The organism is Alphaproteobacteria bacterium (assembly GCA_016722515.1).
Lineage (GTDB): Bacteria > Pseudomonadota > Alphaproteobacteria > Rickettsiales > JADKJE01 > JADKJE01.
On the sequence record JADKJE010000001.1, the window covers coordinates 791,224 to 807,888 of the forward strand.

Sequence of the window (16,665 nt, forward strand, 5' to 3'; positions counted from 1 at the left end):
ATTTACCCAATACAAAGCTAACACAAGATAGTTAATTATATTTTAATTTCTATCTATTTTGCTCATCAACAACATCCTCATCTTTAATATTAGTATATTTTTTTATAAAATTTGAGGCATACATCTGTAATGTATGGCTCTCGATGGCCATTCTTAAACCACGCATGAGGTCTTGATAAAAATGCAAATTATGCCAGGTCATCAGCACGCTGCCGAGGATTTCGTTGCTCTTTACTAAATGGTGTAGATAGGCTTTGCTAAAACCACGACAGGCTCTGCATGTGCAGGTGCTGTCCAGTGGTGTTTTATCTTCAGCAAAGCGGCTATTGCGTATATTGACAGGCCCCTCCCATGTAAACGCTTGTCCATTACGCCCAGAACGTGTCGGCAGGACGCAATCAAACATATCCACGCCACGTAGTACCGCCCCCACAATATCGGTAGGCTTTCCCACCCCCATCAAGTAACGCGGCCGATCGATAGGAAGCATCGGTGTCGTATAGTCGAGCACATCAAACATCACTTCCTGACCTTCACCCACCGCTAGGCCGCCAATAGCATAACCATCAAAGCCAATATCAACCAACCCCTGGGATGATTGAGCTCGCAAATGCTGATAAACTCCACCTTGGACAATACCAAACAGCCCATAGCCTGGGCGAACTTGAAATGCCGACTTCGAGCGTTTTGCCCAGCGCAGGGATAACTCCATAGATGATCTCGCTTGTTCCTCGGTTGCCGGATACGGAGTACATTCGTCAAAGATCATGGTAATATCACTTCCTAGCAAATGCTGGATTTCCATCGATCTTTCGGGGCTTAAAAGATGTTTGCTGCCGTCTATATGCGACTGGAAGGTCACGCCCGCTTCCGTGATCTTACGCAACTGTGCCAGTGACATCACCTGAAAGCCACCAGAATCAGTGAGGATTGGACCATCCCAGCCCATAAAATGGTGCAGACCTCCTAATCGATGGATACGCTCAGCCGTAGGCCTTAGCATCAAATGATAAGTGTTACCCAGAATAATCTGCGCACCCGTTTCCTTCACCTGCTCAGGTAACATGGCTTTAACGGTAGCGGCTGTGCCCACAGGCATAAACACAGGGGTGTCAATCTCACCATGGGCGGTTTGCAGTTTGGCCCTGCGAGCATGGCCATCACTGGCTAAAATATCAAAGTTAAAGGATGGGGCTTTCATAAGGAAAAATCAAACAGGCATCGCCATAAGAGTAAAACCGAAACCGCTCTTCAATGGCATAAGCGTAGGCACGCTTCATTTCATCAAGACCGGCAAAGGCAGATACTAGCATAAAAAGGGTAGATTTAGGCAAGTGAAAATTGGTGATTAGGCGATCAATCACTTTAAAGGGGTAACCAGGTGTTATAAAAATATTGGTTTCTCCAGCAAAGGGCATCACATACGCGTTACGATCCTCGGCATAATGTGCTGCCGTCTCCAGAACCCTTACAGATGTCGTACCAACGGCGATGATCTTTTGTCCAGCCGCTTTAGCGGTATTAATCACAGCAGCAGTAGCATCTGTCAATTCACACCATTCATAGTGCATATGGTGCTCTGTAATATTATCGACTTTCACTGGCTGAAACGTACCGGCTCCCACATGAAGGGTAACCTCCACAAGAATAATCCCCTTAGCCCGCAACTGCTCCATAAGGGATTGGCTAAAATGCAGACCGGCGGTAGGTGCCGCAACGGCACCCTCATGCTTGGCATAAATGGTCTGGTAGCGATCCTGGTCAGCCCCTTCTTCATCTCTTGCAATGTAGGGGGGAAGTGGCATATGTCCGTTTATTTCAAGCTTACGATAAAATTCAGATTCTGGGTATGCAAACGAAAGTATGACTTCCCCAGTTTCCTTTTTATCGATCACGCGTGCTTTAAAATCAGCAGCAAAGATAACCTCGTGGCCTATCTTTAAACGTTTAGCGGGTTTAGCAAACACATCCCAGGTTAATTCATGTGTTTCCTTTTCACTGCGCTGACGTTTATGCAATAAAATTTCAACCTGGATATCGCCACGCTTACCATATAAACGCGCAGGTATGACTTTGGTGTTATTAAACACCAAAACATCACCACTCTCCATAAAATCAAGGATCTGAATGAACGACGTTGACGTTAAAGCGCCATGCGCTCCAACCACCAATAATCGGCTTTGATCTCTCTGCGACGCAGGAAATTGTGCTATAAGTTCCGGAGGAAGATTAAAATCGAAATGGGAAATATCCATAGTAAAGCCTTTTTTCCCCTCCTGTTTTAGGAGGGGTAGCGTCAGGCCAAGGTGGGTTGAGTCAGTTACTTAGCATCCACATCAGCTGCAACACGCATGGCTATAATCTTATCAGGATTTTGCACTTCACCATTTTTAGCGCGGTCGCCTTTTTTGATTTTATCAACAAACTCCATACCAGATGTCACTTTACCCCATACGGTGTAATGACCATCAAGGAAGGGCGAATCTTGTAATACGATAAAGAACTGGCTATCCGCACTATTAAGGGCAGAAGCACGCGCCATTGATAAGATTCCACGAACATGTGAAACGCTCGAAAATTCTGCGTTAATATTTTTACCCGAACCACCCATGCCTGTGCCAGTAGGATCACCCGTCTGCGCCATAAAGCCTTCAATAACTCGGTGGAAAACCAAATTATCATAGAAGCCTTGGCGAACCAGTTCCTTAATACGTTTTACGTGATTCGGCGCCAGGTCAGGACGAAGCTCAATAACGACCCTGCCTGCTGGCAATTCGAGATAGAGAGTGTTTTCTTTATCTGCACTTAATGCGGATGTTGCCATAAAGATTCCAATTAAAGCGACAAAAATTGTCAAAAGTCTTTTCAACATAAAACCCCCTCCCCTCAAACCAACTTACTATGCAGCTTCTTTTAAGCCTAAAATAGTACCTTTAGCATTGACATCACGCTCAACAAACTCGATGACAGCAACTGCAGCATTATCACCCTGGCGGAAACCAGTTTTAATAATGCGCAAATAACCACCTGGACGCGTTTTATAGCGAGGGCCAAGCACCGTCAATACTTTCTCAACGACAGCTTTATCTTTAAGGATAGCCAACAATTGACGACGAGCATGCAGTGATTGGTTGTTTTTAGCAAGGGTAATCAAACGCTCAACGATAGGGCGAATCTCTTTTGCCTTATGGAGGGTTGTTTCGATTTGCTCGTGTGTCAGCAATGCTACTGCCATGTTAGAAAACATCGCCTTACGGTGAGGAGTTGTTCTGCCTAACTTTCTATTTTTAATACGGTGACGCATATCTCTACCTTCTGTTATCTTTCTTTAATTCTTATAGTCAAACTTAAAATGGCTCTTCAAAACGCTTTGCCAAATCTTCGATATTCTCTGGTGGCCATCCAATAACTTCCATACCGAAACGCAAGCCCATGCTTGACAACACATCTTTAATCTCATTCAAAGATTTACGGCCAAAATTGGGGGTTTTCAGCATTTCAGCTTCCGTTTTACGAACAAGATCACCAATGTAAACGATATTATCGTTTTTAAGGCAATTCTGAGAACGGACAGAAAGCTCAAGTTCATCCACTTTACGCAACAGATTTGCATCAAATCCGAGTGATTCGATATCTGATTTTCCTTGCTCTTCCTCATCTTCAAAGTTGATGAAGAGTTGCAATTGATCTTGAAGAATACGAGAAGCATAAGCCACCGCATTTTCAGGTGAAAGTGTACCGTTGGTTTCAATCGTCAAAGACAATTTGTCATAATCAGTGACTTGACCAACGCGGCTATCCTCAACTTTGTAAGCCACTTTTCTAACTGGGCTAAAGAGAGCATCCACTGGGATAACACCGATAGGAGAATCTTTGGGGCGATTTAAATTCGCAGGGATATACCCTTTACCGGTTTCAACAATCAACTCCATATCAAGCTCACCGCCTTTATCAAGGTGGCAAATAACCAGATTCTTGTTAACCACTTCAACTCCGGTAGTTGACTCAATCATTCCAGCAGTAACAGGACCAGGCTGAGATGTACGTAAACGTACACGGCGGCGCTCAGAACCCTCTACTTTAAGAACGAGAGATTTAATATTTAATACCAGCTCAGTCACATCTTCACGGACACCAGGAACAGAAGAAAACTCATGCAACACGCCATTAACTTTAATAGCGGTAACCGAAGCACCTTGTAACGATGACAACAAGACGCGGCGCAACGTGTTACCAAGGGTAACACCAAATCCACGCTCGAGCGGCTCAACAACCACAGTAGCCGAGTTAGAAACACCCTCAACAGGTGTCACAACAAAGTTAGATGGCTTAATCAATTTATTCCAATTATCTGACAACACGGCAAAACCCCTTCAATTAAGGTTACACTAAATTAAACACGGCGGTTTTTTCTACGTCTGCACCCATTATGAGGCAACGACGTAATATCGAGAATAATGGTCACATTCAAACCACTATTATGTACGCCGCGCAACGCCGACTCACGACCAGAGCCAACCCCCTTAACACGTACCGATACCGTTTTCATGCCATAAACAGTCACTACTTTTTTGCACGCTGTTTCCGCAGCAATCTGAGCAGCATAAGGTGTCGATTTACGCGACCCTTTAAAACCACATGAACCAGATGATGCAGTCACTAATACATTTCCTTGCGGATCAGTAATGGTCACAATCGTATTGTTAAAGCTAGCGTTAACGCTAACAATACCAGATGCGACGGCACGGATATTTTTCTTTGCAGGTTTATTTTTCATAGATGTTCCTTACCTATTTCTTTTTGCCGGCGATAGGAGACGAACGCTTTTTACGCGTTTTAGCATTCGTATGTGTACGTTGGCCACGGCACGGCAAACCACGACGATGACGCAGACCACGATAGCAGCCTAAATCAATCAAGCGCTTCATATTCATAGCCACGACCCGGCGCAAGTCACCTTCGGTGACATGATTGCCTTCTATATATTTACGAATCGTATTGACTTCCTGATCCGTCAAATCCTTGACACGCTTCAGCACAGGAATTTCCAATGCTTGGCAGATCTTATCGGCTGTTGAACGACCAATACCATAAATGTATGTCAAAGAGACAACTACCCGCTTATTTGCAGGTAAATTAACGCCAGCTATCCGAGCCACAATATACTCCTTCCAAACTAATACACAAAAAACCACTCACAAAGGAAGAGTGGCATTTTATCTGTTTTCTTACGTAAGTCAATAACAAATCCTGAAAAGATTCATTATGGCCTACCCCATCTTCCGCAGAACCCTCAGGGCCTGTGGATAACGCCAGCTACGCAGCTCTTAGTACCTTGTCAAGAATACTGCATATTTCCTGGGTAACCTGATCAAAAGCACCCATACCGTTAACCTTCGAAAGCAACGCTTTCTTTTGATAATAGTCCCTTAAGGGGGCTGTTTGTTCATGGTAAACTTTCAAACGTGAACGAACGGTTGTTTCATTATCGTCTTCACGTCTGATAAAATCCCCGCTTTGGCAACGGTCACATTGGCCCGCCACAACAGGGTTCTTATAAAAATCATTATAACCTTCTCCGCAGGATTTACAGGTAAATCGACCTGAAATCCGCTTAACCAGCTGGTCTTCATCCACACTAAATTCGATCACCTGATCAATGCGTTGCTGTTGAGAAGCAAGTAACGTCTCCAACGCTTCAGCTTGCTGAATCGTCCGTGGAAACCCGTCTAAAATATAACCTTTATGACAATCCGCCTGACTGATTCGATCTTTAATCATGTCAACGATTAAATCATCCGGCACGAGTTTGCCCGCTTTCATAATTTCCTGCGCTTGCTTACCAACTGCCGTTTGCTTCGTCACAGCGTCTCGAAGCATATCACCTGTAGATAATTTAGGAATACTGTAACGTTTCACTAGATTATCTGCCTGAGTGCCTTTACCAGCTCCTGGAGCGCCAAGAAGGATTATTTTCATTTAGTCCTCCCACGCAGCTTGGCTTTGCGGATTAATCCCTCATATTGGTGAGAGAATAAGTGCGTTTGGATTTGACCCATCGTATCCATAACCACATTCACCACAATCAGCAAGCTGGTACCGCCAAGATAAAACGGCACAGAGTATTTTGAAATCAGTAACTCAGGAAAAATACAGATAATAGACAAGTAGATAGCCCCGAGTGTAGTCAAGCGAGTCAAGACAAAATCAAGATATTCAGCCGTATGCTTACCTGGTCTGCGCCCTGGAATAAAGCCACCATATTTTTTGAGATTATCCGCCGTTTCATCAGGGTTAAAGACAACCGCTGTATAGAAGAATGAGAAGAACACGATCAACGCTACATACATTAGCATATAGAGCGGTTTACCATGGGAAAGGTAAAGGATAACCGTGTCTAGGAATGAACTTTCAGTGCTGTTCCCACGAAAACTTGCCAACGTTACTGGAAAGAGCAATAACGAGCTTGCAAAAATAGGTGGTATAACACCAGCTGTGTTCAGCTTCAGCGGAAGATGCGAGGAATCGCCACCAAAAATTTTATTGCCCATTTGCCTTTTGGGATACTGTACCACAATCCGACGCTGCGCCCGTTCCATAAAGACAATAAACATGATTAAGGAGACAGCTAGTACCATCAAGCCCAACACAAAAAATGTTGAAAGAGCACCCGTGCGTCCCATCTCAAACGTGCTTCCCAACGCTGTTGGCAAGCCGGCGACAACACCTGAAAAAATAATAAGGGATGTACCATTACCAATACCACGCTGGGTGATTTGTTCGCCTAACCACATAAGGAACATCGTCCCACCAACCAAGGTAACCACGGTTGTGCACATAAAGAAGGTACCGGGGTCAATCACAGGTGACACGCCGTTAATAGACATATTCTCAAGTGCTTTAGCAATACCAAAGGCCTGGAAAGAGGCAAAAAGTACCGTGCAGTACCGTGTATATTGGTTGATTTTCCGGCGTCCGCTTTCACCCTCTTTCTTTAACGCTTCAAGCGATTTAGAAATCGAGGTCATGAGCTGAATAATGATCGATGCCGTAATATAAGGCATGATACTGAGTGTGAAGATCGTCATACGACCGAGAGCACCACCAGAAAACATATTAAAAATGGCAAGCATTCCACCCGCGTTTTTATTCATGACCTGTTCAAGCACCAAAGCATCAACACCAGGGATTGGTATATAGGTGCCTATTCTATAAATAATAAGCGCACCCAGAATAAACCAAAGGCGTTTTTTTAACTCCGTCGCCTTAGACAAGACTCCAAGATTAACGGTAGCGGCTAATTTGTCCGATGCTGAGCGCATGGAATACCCCTTTGACTATTCTTCGTCTTTAACAGACTTTTTCTTTTTAGGCTGATGTGAATGTTTTTCAGCAATCTTGGCTTTCTTCTCAGCCAGCGATTGATTTAACTGAATCTTACCACCAGCAGCAGAAATTTTATCCTGTGCTTTTTGCGATGCGGCATCAACTTCAATCGTGATTGCTTTGGTAAGCTCACCAGAAGAAAGCACCTTAACCAATTTAGCTGCAGAACGAACCAAACCGACTTCCTTCAGCGTTTGCACATTGATCGCGTTAGCCTTCAGCGTTCCAGCTTCAATAGCGGCTTGCAATTGGTCAAGATTAATAACCGCAAATTCCTGACGATGAATATTCGTAAAACCACGCTTAGGCAAGCGACGGTAAAGTGGCATTTGTCCACCTTCGAATCCATTCAAGCGTACACCAGTACGTGATTTCTGACCTTTATAACCACGGCCACAGGTTTTACCTTTTCCAGAACCGTACCCACGTCCGACTCGCATGAGCGAGTGGGTTGCTCCTGGATTATCTCTTAATGTATTTAACTGAACCATAAATTACCTCACGTACCTTGGAAAGCTTATTTCTAAGCTTGCTCTACTTTAACCAGATGCAACACTTTGCGAATCATACCTTGAACTGAAGGAGTATCCTCTAATTCCGATACAGAACCAATTTTCTTAAGACCTAGCCCTAACAGCGTAGCCTTCTGTGCTTTTAATGATTTACATTTACTGGAAACCATCGTTATTCTAACTTTCTTTGTCATACAATCCTCTTATCAGCCTATTCTGCGGTTTCTTTATTTTCTTTCGCAGAGTTTTTAATCTCGCCTGTACGCTTGCCACGTCGGTTAGCTACGTTACGAGGAGACGTGGTATTTTGAAGTGCATCAAACGTGGCTTTAACCAAATTATGTGGATTGGTAGAACCAATCGATTTAGATACCACATCATGCATACCAACAACTTCCAAAACGGCACGTGTTGCACCGCCAGCAATGATACCAGTTCCTGAAGGAGCGGTACGAACCACAACAGTCGACGTACCATATTTACCGAATGAATCATGGTGGAGAGTCCGACCTTCTTTCATAGGGATATGGATCATGGCACGTTTAGCTGCTTGCACTGCCTTTTTGCGGGCATCACCAACTTCACTCGCTTTACCAAGGCCCCAACCAACTCGACCTTTACCATTACCAATAACTACCAGCACGGCAAAGCTGAAACGACGTCCGCCTTTCACTACTTTAGCTACGCGCTTTACGAGAACGACCTTCTCAATTAAATCGCTATCTTGGTTGTGATCCGTGTTAACATTCGCATTTGACATAGTCATACCTTAATTAGAAATCAAGACCCGCTTCACGGGCACCTTCAGCAACTGCTTTTACGCGACCATGGTAAGGATATCCCCCACGATCAAAAACAACTTGTACTATACCCAGCAAAACAGTTCTTTCAGCGACAAGCTTACCAATCTGTTTTGCGGCTTCAACATTAGCTCCTGTTTTCAACTTTGAACGAATTTCTTTTTCCAAGGTTGAAGCACAGGCCAAAATATCTCCAGTAACATTGCAGACGAGCTGGGCATAAATATGCTGGCCAGAGCGAAACACTGCAAGACGAGGACGATTGCTTTTTTTCTTAATGCTATTATTATTTCTTTCTTTACGTTTCAGTAAATGGGCTTTCTTTTTGGCGGACATCATAACAACCTTCCTATAACCTATTTCTTCTTGCCTTCTTTAGAACGACGATACTCAACAACAGGCGCAATACGATAAAGGCCTTTTCCTTTGTATGGATCGCGGCGACGAAGACGAATGATTTCACCGACAATCTGTCCAACTTTTTGCTTATCGATTCCTTTAATAACCAAAACAGTCGGCTTTTCAATGACGAAGGTAATCCCTTCTGGTAATTCAAAAACGATATCATGGCTGTAACCCAACGAAAAACGAAGTTCCTTAGGGGATTCTTGAGCAACTTTAAAACCCACTCCAATGATTTCGATGGTTTGAGAGTAACCTTTAACAACTCCCTCAACCATATTATCAATGATACGTTTAGCCATGCCCCATTTTGCGCGATCCTTAGGATTATCTGACAATGGAGTCATAGTCAATTTTTCTTTGGTCAAGTCATTATTCACAAAACGAATGACGTCGGACTCAAGAGAACCAAGAGGTCCTTTTACCAACACATTTCCTTCTTGGATAGTAACCTGAACATTAGCAGGAATTGAAACTGGATGTTTACCTACGCGAGACATGGATCATTCCTAAAATACGTTACATAACAATTCACCACCAACGTTCTGGCGTCTGGCTTCAATATCAGACATAACACCCTTATTGGTAGATAAAACCGAAATTCCAAGACCATTATACACACGGGACTTAAGCAACTCTGCCACCGATATATACATACGTCGACCAGGTTTAGATATACGCTTAAGCATCGTGATTGCTCCTTTACCAGCATGGTAACGAAGAACAACAGTCAACTTAGTATAAGCTTTGCCCTCTTGACTTTCTTCCTGATAATCTTGGATATACCCCTCGATTTTCAGCACTTCAAGAACAGCACGATTTAATTTAGAATTTAAACACTCGACTTTCGCCAGGTGTGCAGATTGACCATTACGAATTCTGGTTAACATATCTGCTAAGGTATCATTCATTGCCATGTTAGACTCCTACCAACTTGCTTTTATTACACCAGGTAACTGACCATATGCAGCCAAATCACGCAGTTTAATACGCGACATATTAAACTTACGGAAATATCCCTTTTTACGACCTGTCAAACGGCAACGGCGAGCATAACGAACGCGCGAACCATCCCTAGACAAACCGGCCAATTCCATAGATAACTGAAATTTCTCAGCTATGGTGACATTCCCTGTTTTGTCATAAATACGTGCTTTAATATCTGCCCGGCGACTTGCCTGGCCTTTTACTTTTCTTGCACGTTTGTCGTTACGACGGACAACTGATTTTTTAGCCATAATCTACCTCAAATTAAACAAGCGGCAAGCACATAGCTTTCAACAAAGCCTCTGCTTCCTCATTAGTCTTTGCCGATGTGGTAATCACGATATCCATACCACGAACCCGATCAATTTTATCATAATCAATCTCTGGGAAAACGATCTGTTCTTTAATACCCAGTGAATAATTGCCACGACCATCAAACGATTTTTTTGACAAACCACGAAAGTCACGAACCCGTGGAAGAGCTATAAATACTAGCCTTTCCAGAAAATCATACATACGCTCTTTACGGAGAGTGACTTTACAGCCAATTTCCATACCTTCACGAAGTTTGAACGCAGCAATCGATTTACGCGATTTTGTTTTAACAGGTTTTTGACCAGCAATCAATGTCAATTGATCATAAGCATGATTAATTGTTTTGCTATCAGCAACCGCCTGACTACCAACACCCATATTTAAGTGGACTGATAATAGCTTTGGTATCTGGTGGACATTGGTATAGCCGAATTGTTTCTTCAACTCCGGAACAACTACCTTATTATAATGATCTTGCAAATTAAACATGGTCAATCACCCTTAGTTTAGAACTTCATTGGTTGTTTTCGCGAAGCGGACGTTCTTTTCACCTTCTTTGCGACGGCCTACACGTGTAGGCTTGCCTTCCGAATCTACCAACATCACATTAGAGATGTGTATAGGTTGCTCTTTCTTAATCAGACCTGCAGGTTTCATACCCATTGGCTTTTGATGGCGAGTAGCCACTGCAACACCAGAAACAAGTACTTTAGAATCCTCAGGGAAAACTTTAAGCACTACACCTGTTTTACCTTTGTCAGATCCCGAAATGACAATTACCTTGTCACCCTTTTTAATACGAAGCTTGGTCATGTTACAGTACCTCCGGCGCTAACGAAATAATTTTCATAAATTTTCTGGCACGAAGTTCACGGGCAACTGGGCCAAATATACGAGTAGCAAGAGGTTCCCCCTGCTTATTGATCAACACAGCCGCGTTATTATCAAAACGAATAACGGAACCATCTTGACGACGTATATCCTTTCTGGTGCGTACTATAACAGCACGATGAACTTCACCTTTTTTAATTTTCGCGTGAGGATTTGCTTTCTTCACGGATACTACGATAACATCACCAATGCTTGCGGTTTTACGTTTGGAACCACCAAGCACCTTAACGCACATTACTTCCTGTGCACCTGAGTTATCTGCTACAACTAATCTTGTCTGCATCTGGATCATAAGACAATCCTTCTCGCTCTTCTAAAAATTATTATGATTCAAGAACCACCCAACGTTTTCTTTTTGATATAGGACGCGATTCCTCAATCCTCACGTCTTCACCAAGCTTACAACGATTTGTTTCATCATGCGCTGCGTATTTTTTAGAACGCTGCACGAATTTTTTATAAATAGGGTGCATATAACGGCTCACAACTAAAACGGTAATCGTTTTGGGTGTGACGCTAACAACAGTACCTTTTAATACGCGTTTAGGCATGGTTACCTCCTGCCGCTTTTATTTGCTTTTCTCTAATGATTGTCAAGATACGAGCTATAGTACGACGCACCTCTTTAATTCTCGATACTTTAGCCAATTCATGAGTTGCTTTTTGAAAACGCAAATTCATAGATTCACGCTTTAGGTCTTCTATTTGACCTTGCAACTCTTCAACCGACTTTGTGCGAATTTCATCTATTTTCATACCACACTCACTCTGTTTTAAACATTTTCACCAACACGTTTAACGAACTTGGTTGCAATCGGCAATTTTGCCGCTGCCTTCGCAAACGCGCTACGTGCTACATCTTCAGGGATACCTGCAAGCTCGAAAAGCACTCTACCTGGCTTCACTTTGCACACATAATATTCTGGTGTACCCTTACCACTTCCCATCCTTACTTCCGCAGGTTTGGTACTAACAGGAACATCTGGAAAAATACGGATCCAAAGTACACCAACCCTTTTCATTTCACGGGTGATCGTTCTTCGAGCCGCCTCAATCTGACGTGCTGTTATTCTTTCTGGTTCAAGTGCTTTCAATCCAAAATCACCAAAGTCAATGGCCGTGCCACCTTTAGCGTTTCCATGAATCTTGCCTTTAAACTGCTTTCTATATTTTGACTTCTTTGGACCGTTCATGTTAAGACCTACTGATTAGCTTCTTTAGGTTGTTCTTCTTCTTTGCTCAACACTTCTTTATGGAACACCCAGACTTTTACACCAATCAAACCATAGGTGGTAAGCGCCTCAGCAGTACCATAATCAATGTCTGCACGAAGTGTATGCAAAGGAACACGTCCTTCACGATACCACTCCATACGAGCAATTTCTGATCCAGCCAAACGGCCAGAGCAATTTATCCTGATTCCTAGAGCACCTTGGCGCATAGCGCTTTGAACTGCTCTTTTCATCGCTTTACGGAAAGCAATTCGTTTCTCCAGCTGACGTGCGATACTCTCAGCAATCAAGGTTGGATCAACTTCAGGCTTACGAATTTCAACGATATTCAGAACCACCTCAGCATCTGTCAGCTCTTTAAGCTTAGCTTTGAGTTTCTCAATATCTGTTCCTTTACGACCAATCACTACTCCCGGACGAGCCGTATGGATAGTTACTATAGCTTTCTTTGCCGGTCTTTCAATAAAAATCTTACTGACACCTGCACCAATATCGGTCAAGTATTTTTTAAGGTACTTACGGATTGCTAAATCATTGTGCAGTAAGTCTGCATAATCTTGGCCTGCAAACCAGCAAGAATCCCATGTACGAATACCACCTGTACGTAAACCGATTGGATTAACTTTCTGACCCATGGATTACTCCTCCTGTTGTTCGCGAACTACGATACGCATATTACTGAATGGCTTCACAACCCTGGCAGCGCGACCGCGAGCCCTTGCTGTGAAACGCTTCATAACAATGCCTTTCCCAACAACCACCTCGGATACTACGAGACGGTCAATATCTAAATTATGGTTGTTTTCAGCGTTAGCAACGGCTGACAACAATAACTTACGTACGTCTTTAGCAATCGCTTTATGCGAGAACTGAAGCTGAACGATAGCCTTAGCAACAGGCATACCGCAAATAAGACGACCAACTAAATTGAGTTTACGAGGAGATACACGCAACGATCTTGCATAGGCCATAGCCTCAGTCGGTGCTTGTCTCCTTTGTGTTGCTGGTTTAGACATAATTACGCCCTTTTCACTTTTTTATCTGCACTGTGCCCATGGAACGTACGTGTAGGAGCAAATTCACCGAATTTAAATCCAACCATATTTTCATTCACATAAACAGGCACATATTTTTTGCCGTTATACACACCAAACGTACATCCAACGAAATCCGGAAGAATGACAGAACGACGCGACCGAATATTGATCACACCTTTTTGACCAATTTTCTTAACTTTTTTGATGACATAACCGTCAACAAAAGGACCTTTCCAGACTGATCTAGTCATGACTACCTCTTTCCTTATTTCTCATAACGACGACGAACGATATGCTTATTCGACACTTTCTTGCGAGAACGTGTACGCTTACCTTTTGTCGGCTTACCTTTTGGTGACACCGGATGGCGACCACCTGACGTTTTACCTTCACCACCACCGTGCGGGTGATCAACAGGGTTCATGGCAACACCACGAACGTGCGGACGACGACCCAACCAGCGTTGACGACCAGCTTTACCAATTTGAATGTTCTGCTGATCTGGATTTGATAATGCGCCAATCGTTGCCATACATTCAGAATTGATCATACGAACTTCACCTGAGCGAAGACGAAGCAATGCATATCCTGAATCTTTACCAATCAACTGTGCGTAGCAACCTGCTGCACGTGCAATCTGTCCACCACGACCTGGCTTTAATTCAACATTGTGAACCAACGTACCTACGGGTACATTTTTAAGCGGCATGGCATTGCCGGGATTAATTTCAACCTTCTGTCCTGAAACAACGGTGTCTCCAGCCTGCAAACGCTGTGGCGCAAGGATATATGATTTCTCACCATCGGTATATTGGATAAGAGCGATATAGGAAGTACGGTTTGGATCATATTGAATGTCCAGAACACTGGCTACAACATCAAACTTATTACGTTTAAAATCGATAATACGATAACTACGCTTATGTCCACAACCTCTGTTTCTATTGGTAATGTGACCTGCGTTATTTCGACCAGTTCCACGCTTGAAACCAACCGTCAGTGATTTCTCAGGTTTATTCTTAGAAATTTCGCTTCTATCTACAAGAACCAGACCACGTTGGCTTGGGGTTGTAGGATTAAAAACCTTTAATGCAGACGCCATACATTATACTCCTGCTGTGAAATCAAGGGTTTGACCTTTGGTAAGGGTCACAATGGCTTTTTTATAATCAGAGCGTTTGCCCTTACGACCACGGAATAGTTTAACCTTACCTTTTACATTCAGGATATTCACTGATTGAACTTCCACTTTGAACAAGGTCTGAATAGCATTCTTTACCCCTGTTTTAGTAGCGTCAGGTGATACCTTAAACGCAAATTTGTTGAGTTCACTTAATGCTGTCGATTTCTCGGTTATAATAGGTGAACGAATAATATCAAATTGAGGTGCTATAGTCATGCGAAATTCTCCTCTAAATAGCGGATCGCATCTTTCGTAAGCAAAACATTTTCATGACGAAGGATGTCATAAACGTTAATACCTTGCTGTGAAAGTACATCGATATATGGAATGTTGGAAGCAGCACGTTTCAAATTGTCAGGGCTTGCTCACCAGTAACGATAAGCGCAGATTTTAAACCTAATTTTTCGAGTGTGCTTTTGAAGTTCTTTGTTTTATGGCTGGAAATGTTATCATGCTCAACCACTGTGATTTTTAAATCAGCAGCCTTGGCAGATAGAGCCGTTCTTAATGCCAGCTTACGAACTTTCTTAGGAAGGTCAAAAGCATGGCTACGAACAACTGGCCCGAAAATAATACCACCGCCACGATATTGAGGTGAGCGCAAGCTACCCTGACGAGCGTGACCGGTACCTTTCTGACGATAAGGCTTTTTCGTTGTACCTTGTACTTCAGAAATACCTTTGGTTTTATGATTACCCGATTGACGTTTAGCCAACTGATAACGAACCGCACGGTGAAGCAAGTCTTTACGTTTAGGCAAACCAAACAGAGCTGCGCTCAGTTCTATGTCTCCTACCGTTTGTCCTGTCTCTAGATTTATGACATTGACTTTCATTATCTTACTCCTCCACTACTGCGAAGCTTGTTCAGACGCAGATGAATCATCAGCCGGAGCAGTTGATTCAGTTTGTTGCGCTGAAGCACCAGCAAATGCCGTAGGATACGGAGCATTTGATGGAAGCAAACGTTTAATTGCATCGGATATATAAACATATCCACCTTTATTGCCTGGTACTGCGCCTTTAACAGCGATGGTACGAAGCTCGACATTTATGTCTATGATTTCAAGATTTTGAACAGTCACGGTTTCAACACCCAGGTGACCAGCCATTTTCTTATTTTTGAACACGCGGCCCGGATCTTGACGTTGACCAGTTGAACCATGTGAACGGTGAGACACAGAAACACCGTGGGTAGCTCTTAAACCACCGAAGTTCCAGCGTTTCATAACACCGGCAAATCCTTTACCTTTGGTTGTTGCTTGAACATCAACAAATTGTCCAAGAACAAAATGGGTTACCAGAATCTCTGTACCAACATCAAGGAGTGCATCAGCAGCAACCCGGAATTCTTTGATATGTTTTTTAACAGCAATCCCAGCTTTAGCGAAGTGGCCTTTTTTAGGCTTATTGGCACGTTGTGGTTTAACATCACACACACCAACCTGGACCGCATTATAGCCGTCCTTGCCTTCCTCTTGTTTACGCTGGATAACTTGGCAACCGTCTACGAGAAGAATCGTAACGGGGACCTTTTTGCCCTCTTGATCAAAGCGGCTTGTCATGCCGACTTTTTGTGCTATGACTCCTGTTCTCATGCTACTGCCTCAGCTAATTTGACTTCTACACCTACACCTGATGCTAGATCAAGTTTCATCAATGCATCAATGGTCTGAGACGTTGCATCAACAATGCTTACCAAACGCTTGTGGACGCGGATCTCAAACTGTTCACGCGAATCTTTATCAATGTGAGGGCTACGCAACACAGTAAAGCGCGATATCTTGCGCGGCAGAGGGATTGGACCACGAACGCGAGCACCTGTACGTTTAACGGTATTCACGATCTCTTTTACGGCCTGATCCAACACTTTGTGATCAAACGCTCTCAACTTGATTTGGATAATTTGCGAATTCATAAT

General features: G+C 43.3%; 29 protein-coding genes and 1 pseudogene. All 30 read right to left on the reverse strand.

Annotation, left to right across the window (positions count from 1 at the left end; all coding sequences use genetic code 11):
• Nucleotides 1–49 precede the first annotated feature (49 nt).
• Nucleotides 50–1,201: a tRNA guanosine(34) transglycosylase Tgt gene (gene tgt / locus IPP74_03550; GenBank protein MBL0318366.1), complete on the reverse strand. Its 1,152-nt coding sequence runs from the start codon at nt 1,199–1,201 to the stop codon at nt 50–52.
• Nucleotides 1,182–2,255, reverse strand: a complete 1,074-nt coding sequence (gene queA, locus IPP74_03555) for a tRNA preQ1(34) S-adenosylmethionine ribosyltransferase-isomerase QueA (protein MBL0318367.1) — start codon at nt 2,253–2,255, stop codon at nt 1,182–1,184. Before queA ends, tgt begins: the two co-directional genes overlap by 20 nt.
• 65 nt (nt 2,256–2,320) lie before the next feature.
• Complete coding sequence (locus IPP74_03560; GenBank protein MBL0318368.1) at nt 2,321–2,872, reverse strand: peptidylprolyl isomerase; 552 nt, start codon at nt 2,870–2,872, stop codon at nt 2,321–2,323.
• 27 nt (nt 2,873–2,899) lie between these two features.
• Nucleotides 2,900–3,304, reverse strand: coding sequence for a 50S ribosomal protein L17 (gene rplQ, locus IPP74_03565; GenBank protein MBL0318369.1), 405 nt, complete (start codon nt 3,302–3,304; stop codon nt 2,900–2,902).
• 43 nt (nt 3,305–3,347) lie between these two features.
• Complete coding sequence (locus IPP74_03570) at nt 3,348–4,361, reverse strand: DNA-directed RNA polymerase subunit alpha (protein ID MBL0318370.1); 1,014 nt, start codon at nt 4,359–4,361, stop codon at nt 3,348–3,350.
• Nucleotides 4,362–4,393: 32 nt separating this feature from the next.
• Nucleotides 4,394–4,777, reverse strand: coding sequence for a 30S ribosomal protein S11 (rpsK, locus tag IPP74_03575; GenBank protein ID MBL0318371.1), 384 nt, complete (start codon nt 4,775–4,777; stop codon nt 4,394–4,396).
• 13 nt (nt 4,778–4,790) lie between these two features.
• On the reverse strand, nt 4,791–5,159 hold the full coding sequence (gene rpsM, locus IPP74_03580; GenBank protein MBL0318372.1) for a 30S ribosomal protein S13: 369 nt from the start codon (nt 5,157–5,159) through the stop codon (nt 4,791–4,793).
• A gap of 157 nt (nt 5,160–5,316) precedes the next feature.
• Nucleotides 5,317–5,979, reverse strand: coding sequence for an adenylate kinase (locus tag IPP74_03585; protein ID MBL0318373.1), 663 nt, complete (start codon nt 5,977–5,979; stop codon nt 5,317–5,319).
• Complete coding sequence (gene secY, locus IPP74_03590) at nt 5,976–7,322, reverse strand: preprotein translocase subunit SecY (protein MBL0318374.1); 1,347 nt, start codon at nt 7,320–7,322, stop codon at nt 5,976–5,978. Before secY ends, IPP74_03585 begins: the two co-directional genes overlap by 4 nt.
• Nucleotides 7,323–7,337: 15 nt before the next feature.
• Entirely contained in the window at nt 7,338–7,877 is a 540-nt protein-coding gene (gene rplO, locus IPP74_03595) for a 50S ribosomal protein L15 (GenBank protein ID MBL0318375.1), read from the reverse strand.
• A 32-nt stretch (nt 7,878–7,909) separates the two neighbouring features.
• Nucleotides 7,910–8,092: a 50S ribosomal protein L30 gene (gene rpmD, locus IPP74_03600; GenBank protein ID MBL0318376.1), complete on the reverse strand. Its 183-nt coding sequence runs from the start codon at nt 8,090–8,092 to the stop codon at nt 7,910–7,912.
• A 17-nt stretch (nt 8,093–8,109) separates the two neighbouring features.
• Nucleotides 8,110–8,664 (reverse strand): 30S ribosomal protein S5, encoded by a 555-nt coding sequence (rpsE, locus tag IPP74_03605; GenBank protein ID MBL0318377.1) that lies wholly within the window; start codon nt 8,662–8,664, stop codon nt 8,110–8,112.
• Nucleotides 8,665–8,671: 7 nt separating this feature from the next.
• Nucleotides 8,672–9,034 (reverse strand): 50S ribosomal protein L18, encoded by a 363-nt coding sequence (locus tag IPP74_03610; protein ID MBL0318378.1) that lies wholly within the window; start codon nt 9,032–9,034, stop codon nt 8,672–8,674.
• Nucleotides 9,035–9,054: 20 nt separating this feature from the next.
• A complete protein-coding gene (gene rplF, locus IPP74_03615; protein MBL0318379.1) occupies nt 9,055–9,600 on the reverse strand; it encodes a 50S ribosomal protein L6 in 546 nt (181 codons plus the stop codon).
• Between the two features lie 9 nt (nt 9,601–9,609).
• On the reverse strand, nt 9,610–10,017 hold the full coding sequence (rpsH, locus tag IPP74_03620; GenBank protein MBL0318380.1) for a 30S ribosomal protein S8: 408 nt from the start codon (nt 10,015–10,017) through the stop codon (nt 9,610–9,612).
• A gap of 9 nt (nt 10,018–10,026) precedes the next feature.
• Nucleotides 10,027–10,338 carry a 30S ribosomal protein S14 gene (gene rpsN, locus IPP74_03625; GenBank protein MBL0318381.1) on the reverse strand — a complete coding sequence of 104 codons (312 nt, stop codon included), beginning with the start codon at nt 10,336–10,338 and terminating at the stop codon, nt 10,027–10,029.
• Nucleotides 10,339–10,351: 13 nt separating this feature from the next.
• Nucleotides 10,352–10,891, reverse strand: coding sequence for a 50S ribosomal protein L5 (gene rplE / locus IPP74_03630; protein MBL0318382.1), 540 nt, complete (start codon nt 10,889–10,891; stop codon nt 10,352–10,354).
• Nucleotides 10,892–10,903: 12 nt separating this feature from the next.
• On the reverse strand, nt 10,904–11,215 hold the full coding sequence (gene rplX, locus IPP74_03635) for a 50S ribosomal protein L24 (GenBank protein MBL0318383.1): 312 nt from the start codon (nt 11,213–11,215) through the stop codon (nt 10,904–10,906).
• Nucleotide 11,216: 1 nt separating this feature from the next.
• Nucleotides 11,217–11,585 (reverse strand): 50S ribosomal protein L14, encoded by a 369-nt coding sequence (gene rplN / locus IPP74_03640; GenBank protein ID MBL0318384.1) that lies wholly within the window; start codon nt 11,583–11,585, stop codon nt 11,217–11,219.
• A 31-nt stretch (nt 11,586–11,616) separates the two neighbouring features.
• Entirely contained in the window at nt 11,617–11,844 is a 228-nt protein-coding gene (rpsQ, locus tag IPP74_03645) for a 30S ribosomal protein S17 (protein MBL0318385.1), read from the reverse strand.
• On the reverse strand, nt 11,837–12,049 hold the full coding sequence (gene rpmC, locus IPP74_03650) for a 50S ribosomal protein L29 (GenBank protein ID MBL0318386.1): 213 nt from the start codon (nt 12,047–12,049) through the stop codon (nt 11,837–11,839). The genes rpsQ and rpmC overlap by 8 nt, the downstream gene beginning before the upstream one ends.
• A 17-nt stretch (nt 12,050–12,066) precedes the next feature.
• Nucleotides 12,067–12,486 (reverse strand): 50S ribosomal protein L16, encoded by a 420-nt coding sequence (gene rplP, locus IPP74_03655; GenBank protein MBL0318387.1) that lies wholly within the window; start codon nt 12,484–12,486, stop codon nt 12,067–12,069.
• A gap of 8 nt (nt 12,487–12,494) precedes the next feature.
• The gene (rpsC, locus tag IPP74_03660; GenBank protein MBL0318388.1) at nt 12,495–13,160 is read right to left on the reverse strand and encodes a 30S ribosomal protein S3; all 666 of its coding nucleotides are present in this window, start codon (nt 13,158–13,160) and stop codon (nt 12,495–12,497) included.
• Between the two features lie 3 nt (nt 13,161–13,163).
• Nucleotides 13,164–13,541 (reverse strand): 50S ribosomal protein L22, encoded by a 378-nt coding sequence (rplV, locus tag IPP74_03665; protein ID MBL0318389.1) that lies wholly within the window; start codon nt 13,539–13,541, stop codon nt 13,164–13,166.
• A 2-nt stretch (nt 13,542–13,543) separates the two neighbouring features.
• Nucleotides 13,544–13,813 carry a 30S ribosomal protein S19 gene (gene rpsS, locus IPP74_03670; protein MBL0318390.1) on the reverse strand — a complete coding sequence of 90 codons (270 nt, stop codon included), beginning with the start codon at nt 13,811–13,813 and terminating at the stop codon, nt 13,544–13,546.
• 14 nt (nt 13,814–13,827) lie between these two features.
• Nucleotides 13,828–14,664, reverse strand: a complete 837-nt coding sequence (rplB, locus tag IPP74_03675) for a 50S ribosomal protein L2 (GenBank protein MBL0318391.1) — start codon at nt 14,662–14,664, stop codon at nt 13,828–13,830.
• Nucleotides 14,665–14,667: 3 nt separating this feature from the next.
• Complete coding sequence (locus tag IPP74_03680; protein MBL0318392.1) at nt 14,668–14,961, reverse strand: 50S ribosomal protein L23; 294 nt, start codon at nt 14,959–14,961, stop codon at nt 14,668–14,670.
• Nucleotides 14,958–15,580: pseudogene (gene rplD / locus IPP74_03685) on the reverse strand (50S ribosomal protein L4). Before rplD ends, IPP74_03680 begins: the two are co-directional and overlap by 4 nt.
• A gap of 15 nt (nt 15,581–15,595) precedes the next feature.
• Nucleotides 15,596–16,342, reverse strand: a complete 747-nt coding sequence (rplC, locus tag IPP74_03690) for a 50S ribosomal protein L3 (GenBank protein MBL0318393.1) — start codon at nt 16,340–16,342, stop codon at nt 15,596–15,598.
• Nucleotides 16,339–16,662 carry a 30S ribosomal protein S10 gene (rpsJ, locus tag IPP74_03695; protein MBL0318394.1) on the reverse strand — a complete coding sequence of 108 codons (324 nt, stop codon included), beginning with the start codon at nt 16,660–16,662 and terminating at the stop codon, nt 16,339–16,341. Before rpsJ ends, rplC begins: the two co-directional genes overlap by 4 nt.
• Between the last annotated feature and the right edge of the window lie 3 nt (nt 16,663–16,665).

Coding starts and splice junctions, on each gene's coding strand:
- tgt (MBL0318366.1), bottom strand. CDS start 1,201: ATGAAAGCCCCATCCTTTAACTTTGATATTTTAGCCAGTGATGGCCAT.
- queA (MBL0318367.1), bottom strand. CDS start 2,255: ATGGATATTTCCCATTTCGATTTTAATCTTCCTCCGGAACTTATAGCA.
- IPP74_03560 (MBL0318368.1), bottom strand. CDS start 2,872: ATGTTGAAAAGACTTTTGACAATTTTTGTCGCTTTAATTGGAATCTTT.
- rplQ (MBL0318369.1), bottom strand. CDS start 3,304: ATGCGTCACCGTATTAAAAATAGAAAGTTAGGCAGAACAACTCCTCAC.
- rpsK (MBL0318371.1), bottom strand. CDS start 4,777: ATGAAAAATAAACCTGCAAAGAAAAATATCCGTGCCGTCGCATCTGGT.
- IPP74_03585 (MBL0318373.1), bottom strand. CDS start 5,979: ATGAAAATAATCCTTCTTGGCGCTCCAGGAGCTGGTAAAGGCACTCAG.
- secY (MBL0318374.1), bottom strand. CDS start 7,322: ATGCGCTCAGCATCGGACAAATTAGCCGCTACCGTTAATCTTGGAGTC.
- rplO (MBL0318375.1), bottom strand. CDS start 7,877: ATGGTTCAGTTAAATACATTAAGAGATAATCCAGGAGCAACCCACTCG.
- rpmD (MBL0318376.1), bottom strand. CDS start 8,092: ATGACAAAGAAAGTTAGAATAACGATGGTTTCCAGTAAATGTAAATCA.
- rpsE (MBL0318377.1), bottom strand. CDS start 8,664: ATGACTATGTCAAATGCGAATGTTAACACGGATCACAACCAAGATAGC.
- IPP74_03610 (MBL0318378.1), bottom strand. CDS start 9,034: ATGTCCGCCAAAAAGAAAGCCCATTTACTGAAACGTAAAGAAAGAAAT.
- rplF (MBL0318379.1), bottom strand. CDS start 9,600: ATGTCTCGCGTAGGTAAACATCCAGTTTCAATTCCTGCTAATGTTCAG.
- rpsH (MBL0318380.1), bottom strand. CDS start 10,017: ATGGCAATGAATGATACCTTAGCAGATATGTTAACCAGAATTCGTAAT.
- rpsN (MBL0318381.1), bottom strand. CDS start 10,338: ATGGCTAAAAAATCAGTTGTCCGTCGTAACGACAAACGTGCAAGAAAA.
- rplE (MBL0318382.1), bottom strand. CDS start 10,891: ATGTTTAATTTGCAAGATCATTATAATAAGGTAGTTGTTCCGGAGTTG.
- rplX (MBL0318383.1), bottom strand. CDS start 11,215: ATGACCAAGCTTCGTATTAAAAAGGGTGACAAGGTAATTGTCATTTCG.
- rplN (MBL0318384.1), bottom strand. CDS start 11,585: ATGATCCAGATGCAGACAAGATTAGTTGTAGCAGATAACTCAGGTGCA.
- rpsQ (MBL0318385.1), bottom strand. CDS start 11,844: ATGCCTAAACGCGTATTAAAAGGTACTGTTGTTAGCGTCACACCCAAA.
- rpmC (MBL0318386.1), bottom strand. CDS start 12,049: ATGAAAATAGATGAAATTCGCACAAAGTCGGTTGAAGAGTTGCAAGGT.
- rplP (MBL0318387.1), bottom strand. CDS start 12,486: ATGAACGGTCCAAAGAAGTCAAAATATAGAAAGCAGTTTAAAGGCAAG.
- rpsC (MBL0318388.1), bottom strand. CDS start 13,160: ATGGGTCAGAAAGTTAATCCAATCGGTTTACGTACAGGTGGTATTCGT.
- rplV (MBL0318389.1), bottom strand. CDS start 13,541: ATGTCTAAACCAGCAACACAAAGGAGACAAGCACCGACTGAGGCTATG.
- rpsS (MBL0318390.1), bottom strand. CDS start 13,813: ATGACTAGATCAGTCTGGAAAGGTCCTTTTGTTGACGGTTATGTCATC.
- rplB (MBL0318391.1), bottom strand. CDS start 14,664: ATGGCGTCTGCATTAAAGGTTTTTAATCCTACAACCCCAAGCCAACGT.
- IPP74_03680 (MBL0318392.1), bottom strand. CDS start 14,961: ATGACTATAGCACCTCAATTTGATATTATTCGTTCACCTATTATAACC.
- rplC (MBL0318393.1), bottom strand. CDS start 16,342: ATGAGAACAGGAGTCATAGCACAAAAAGTCGGCATGACAAGCCGCTTT.
- rpsJ (MBL0318394.1), bottom strand. CDS start 16,662: ATGAATTCGCAAATTATCCAAATCAAGTTGAGAGCGTTTGATCACAAA.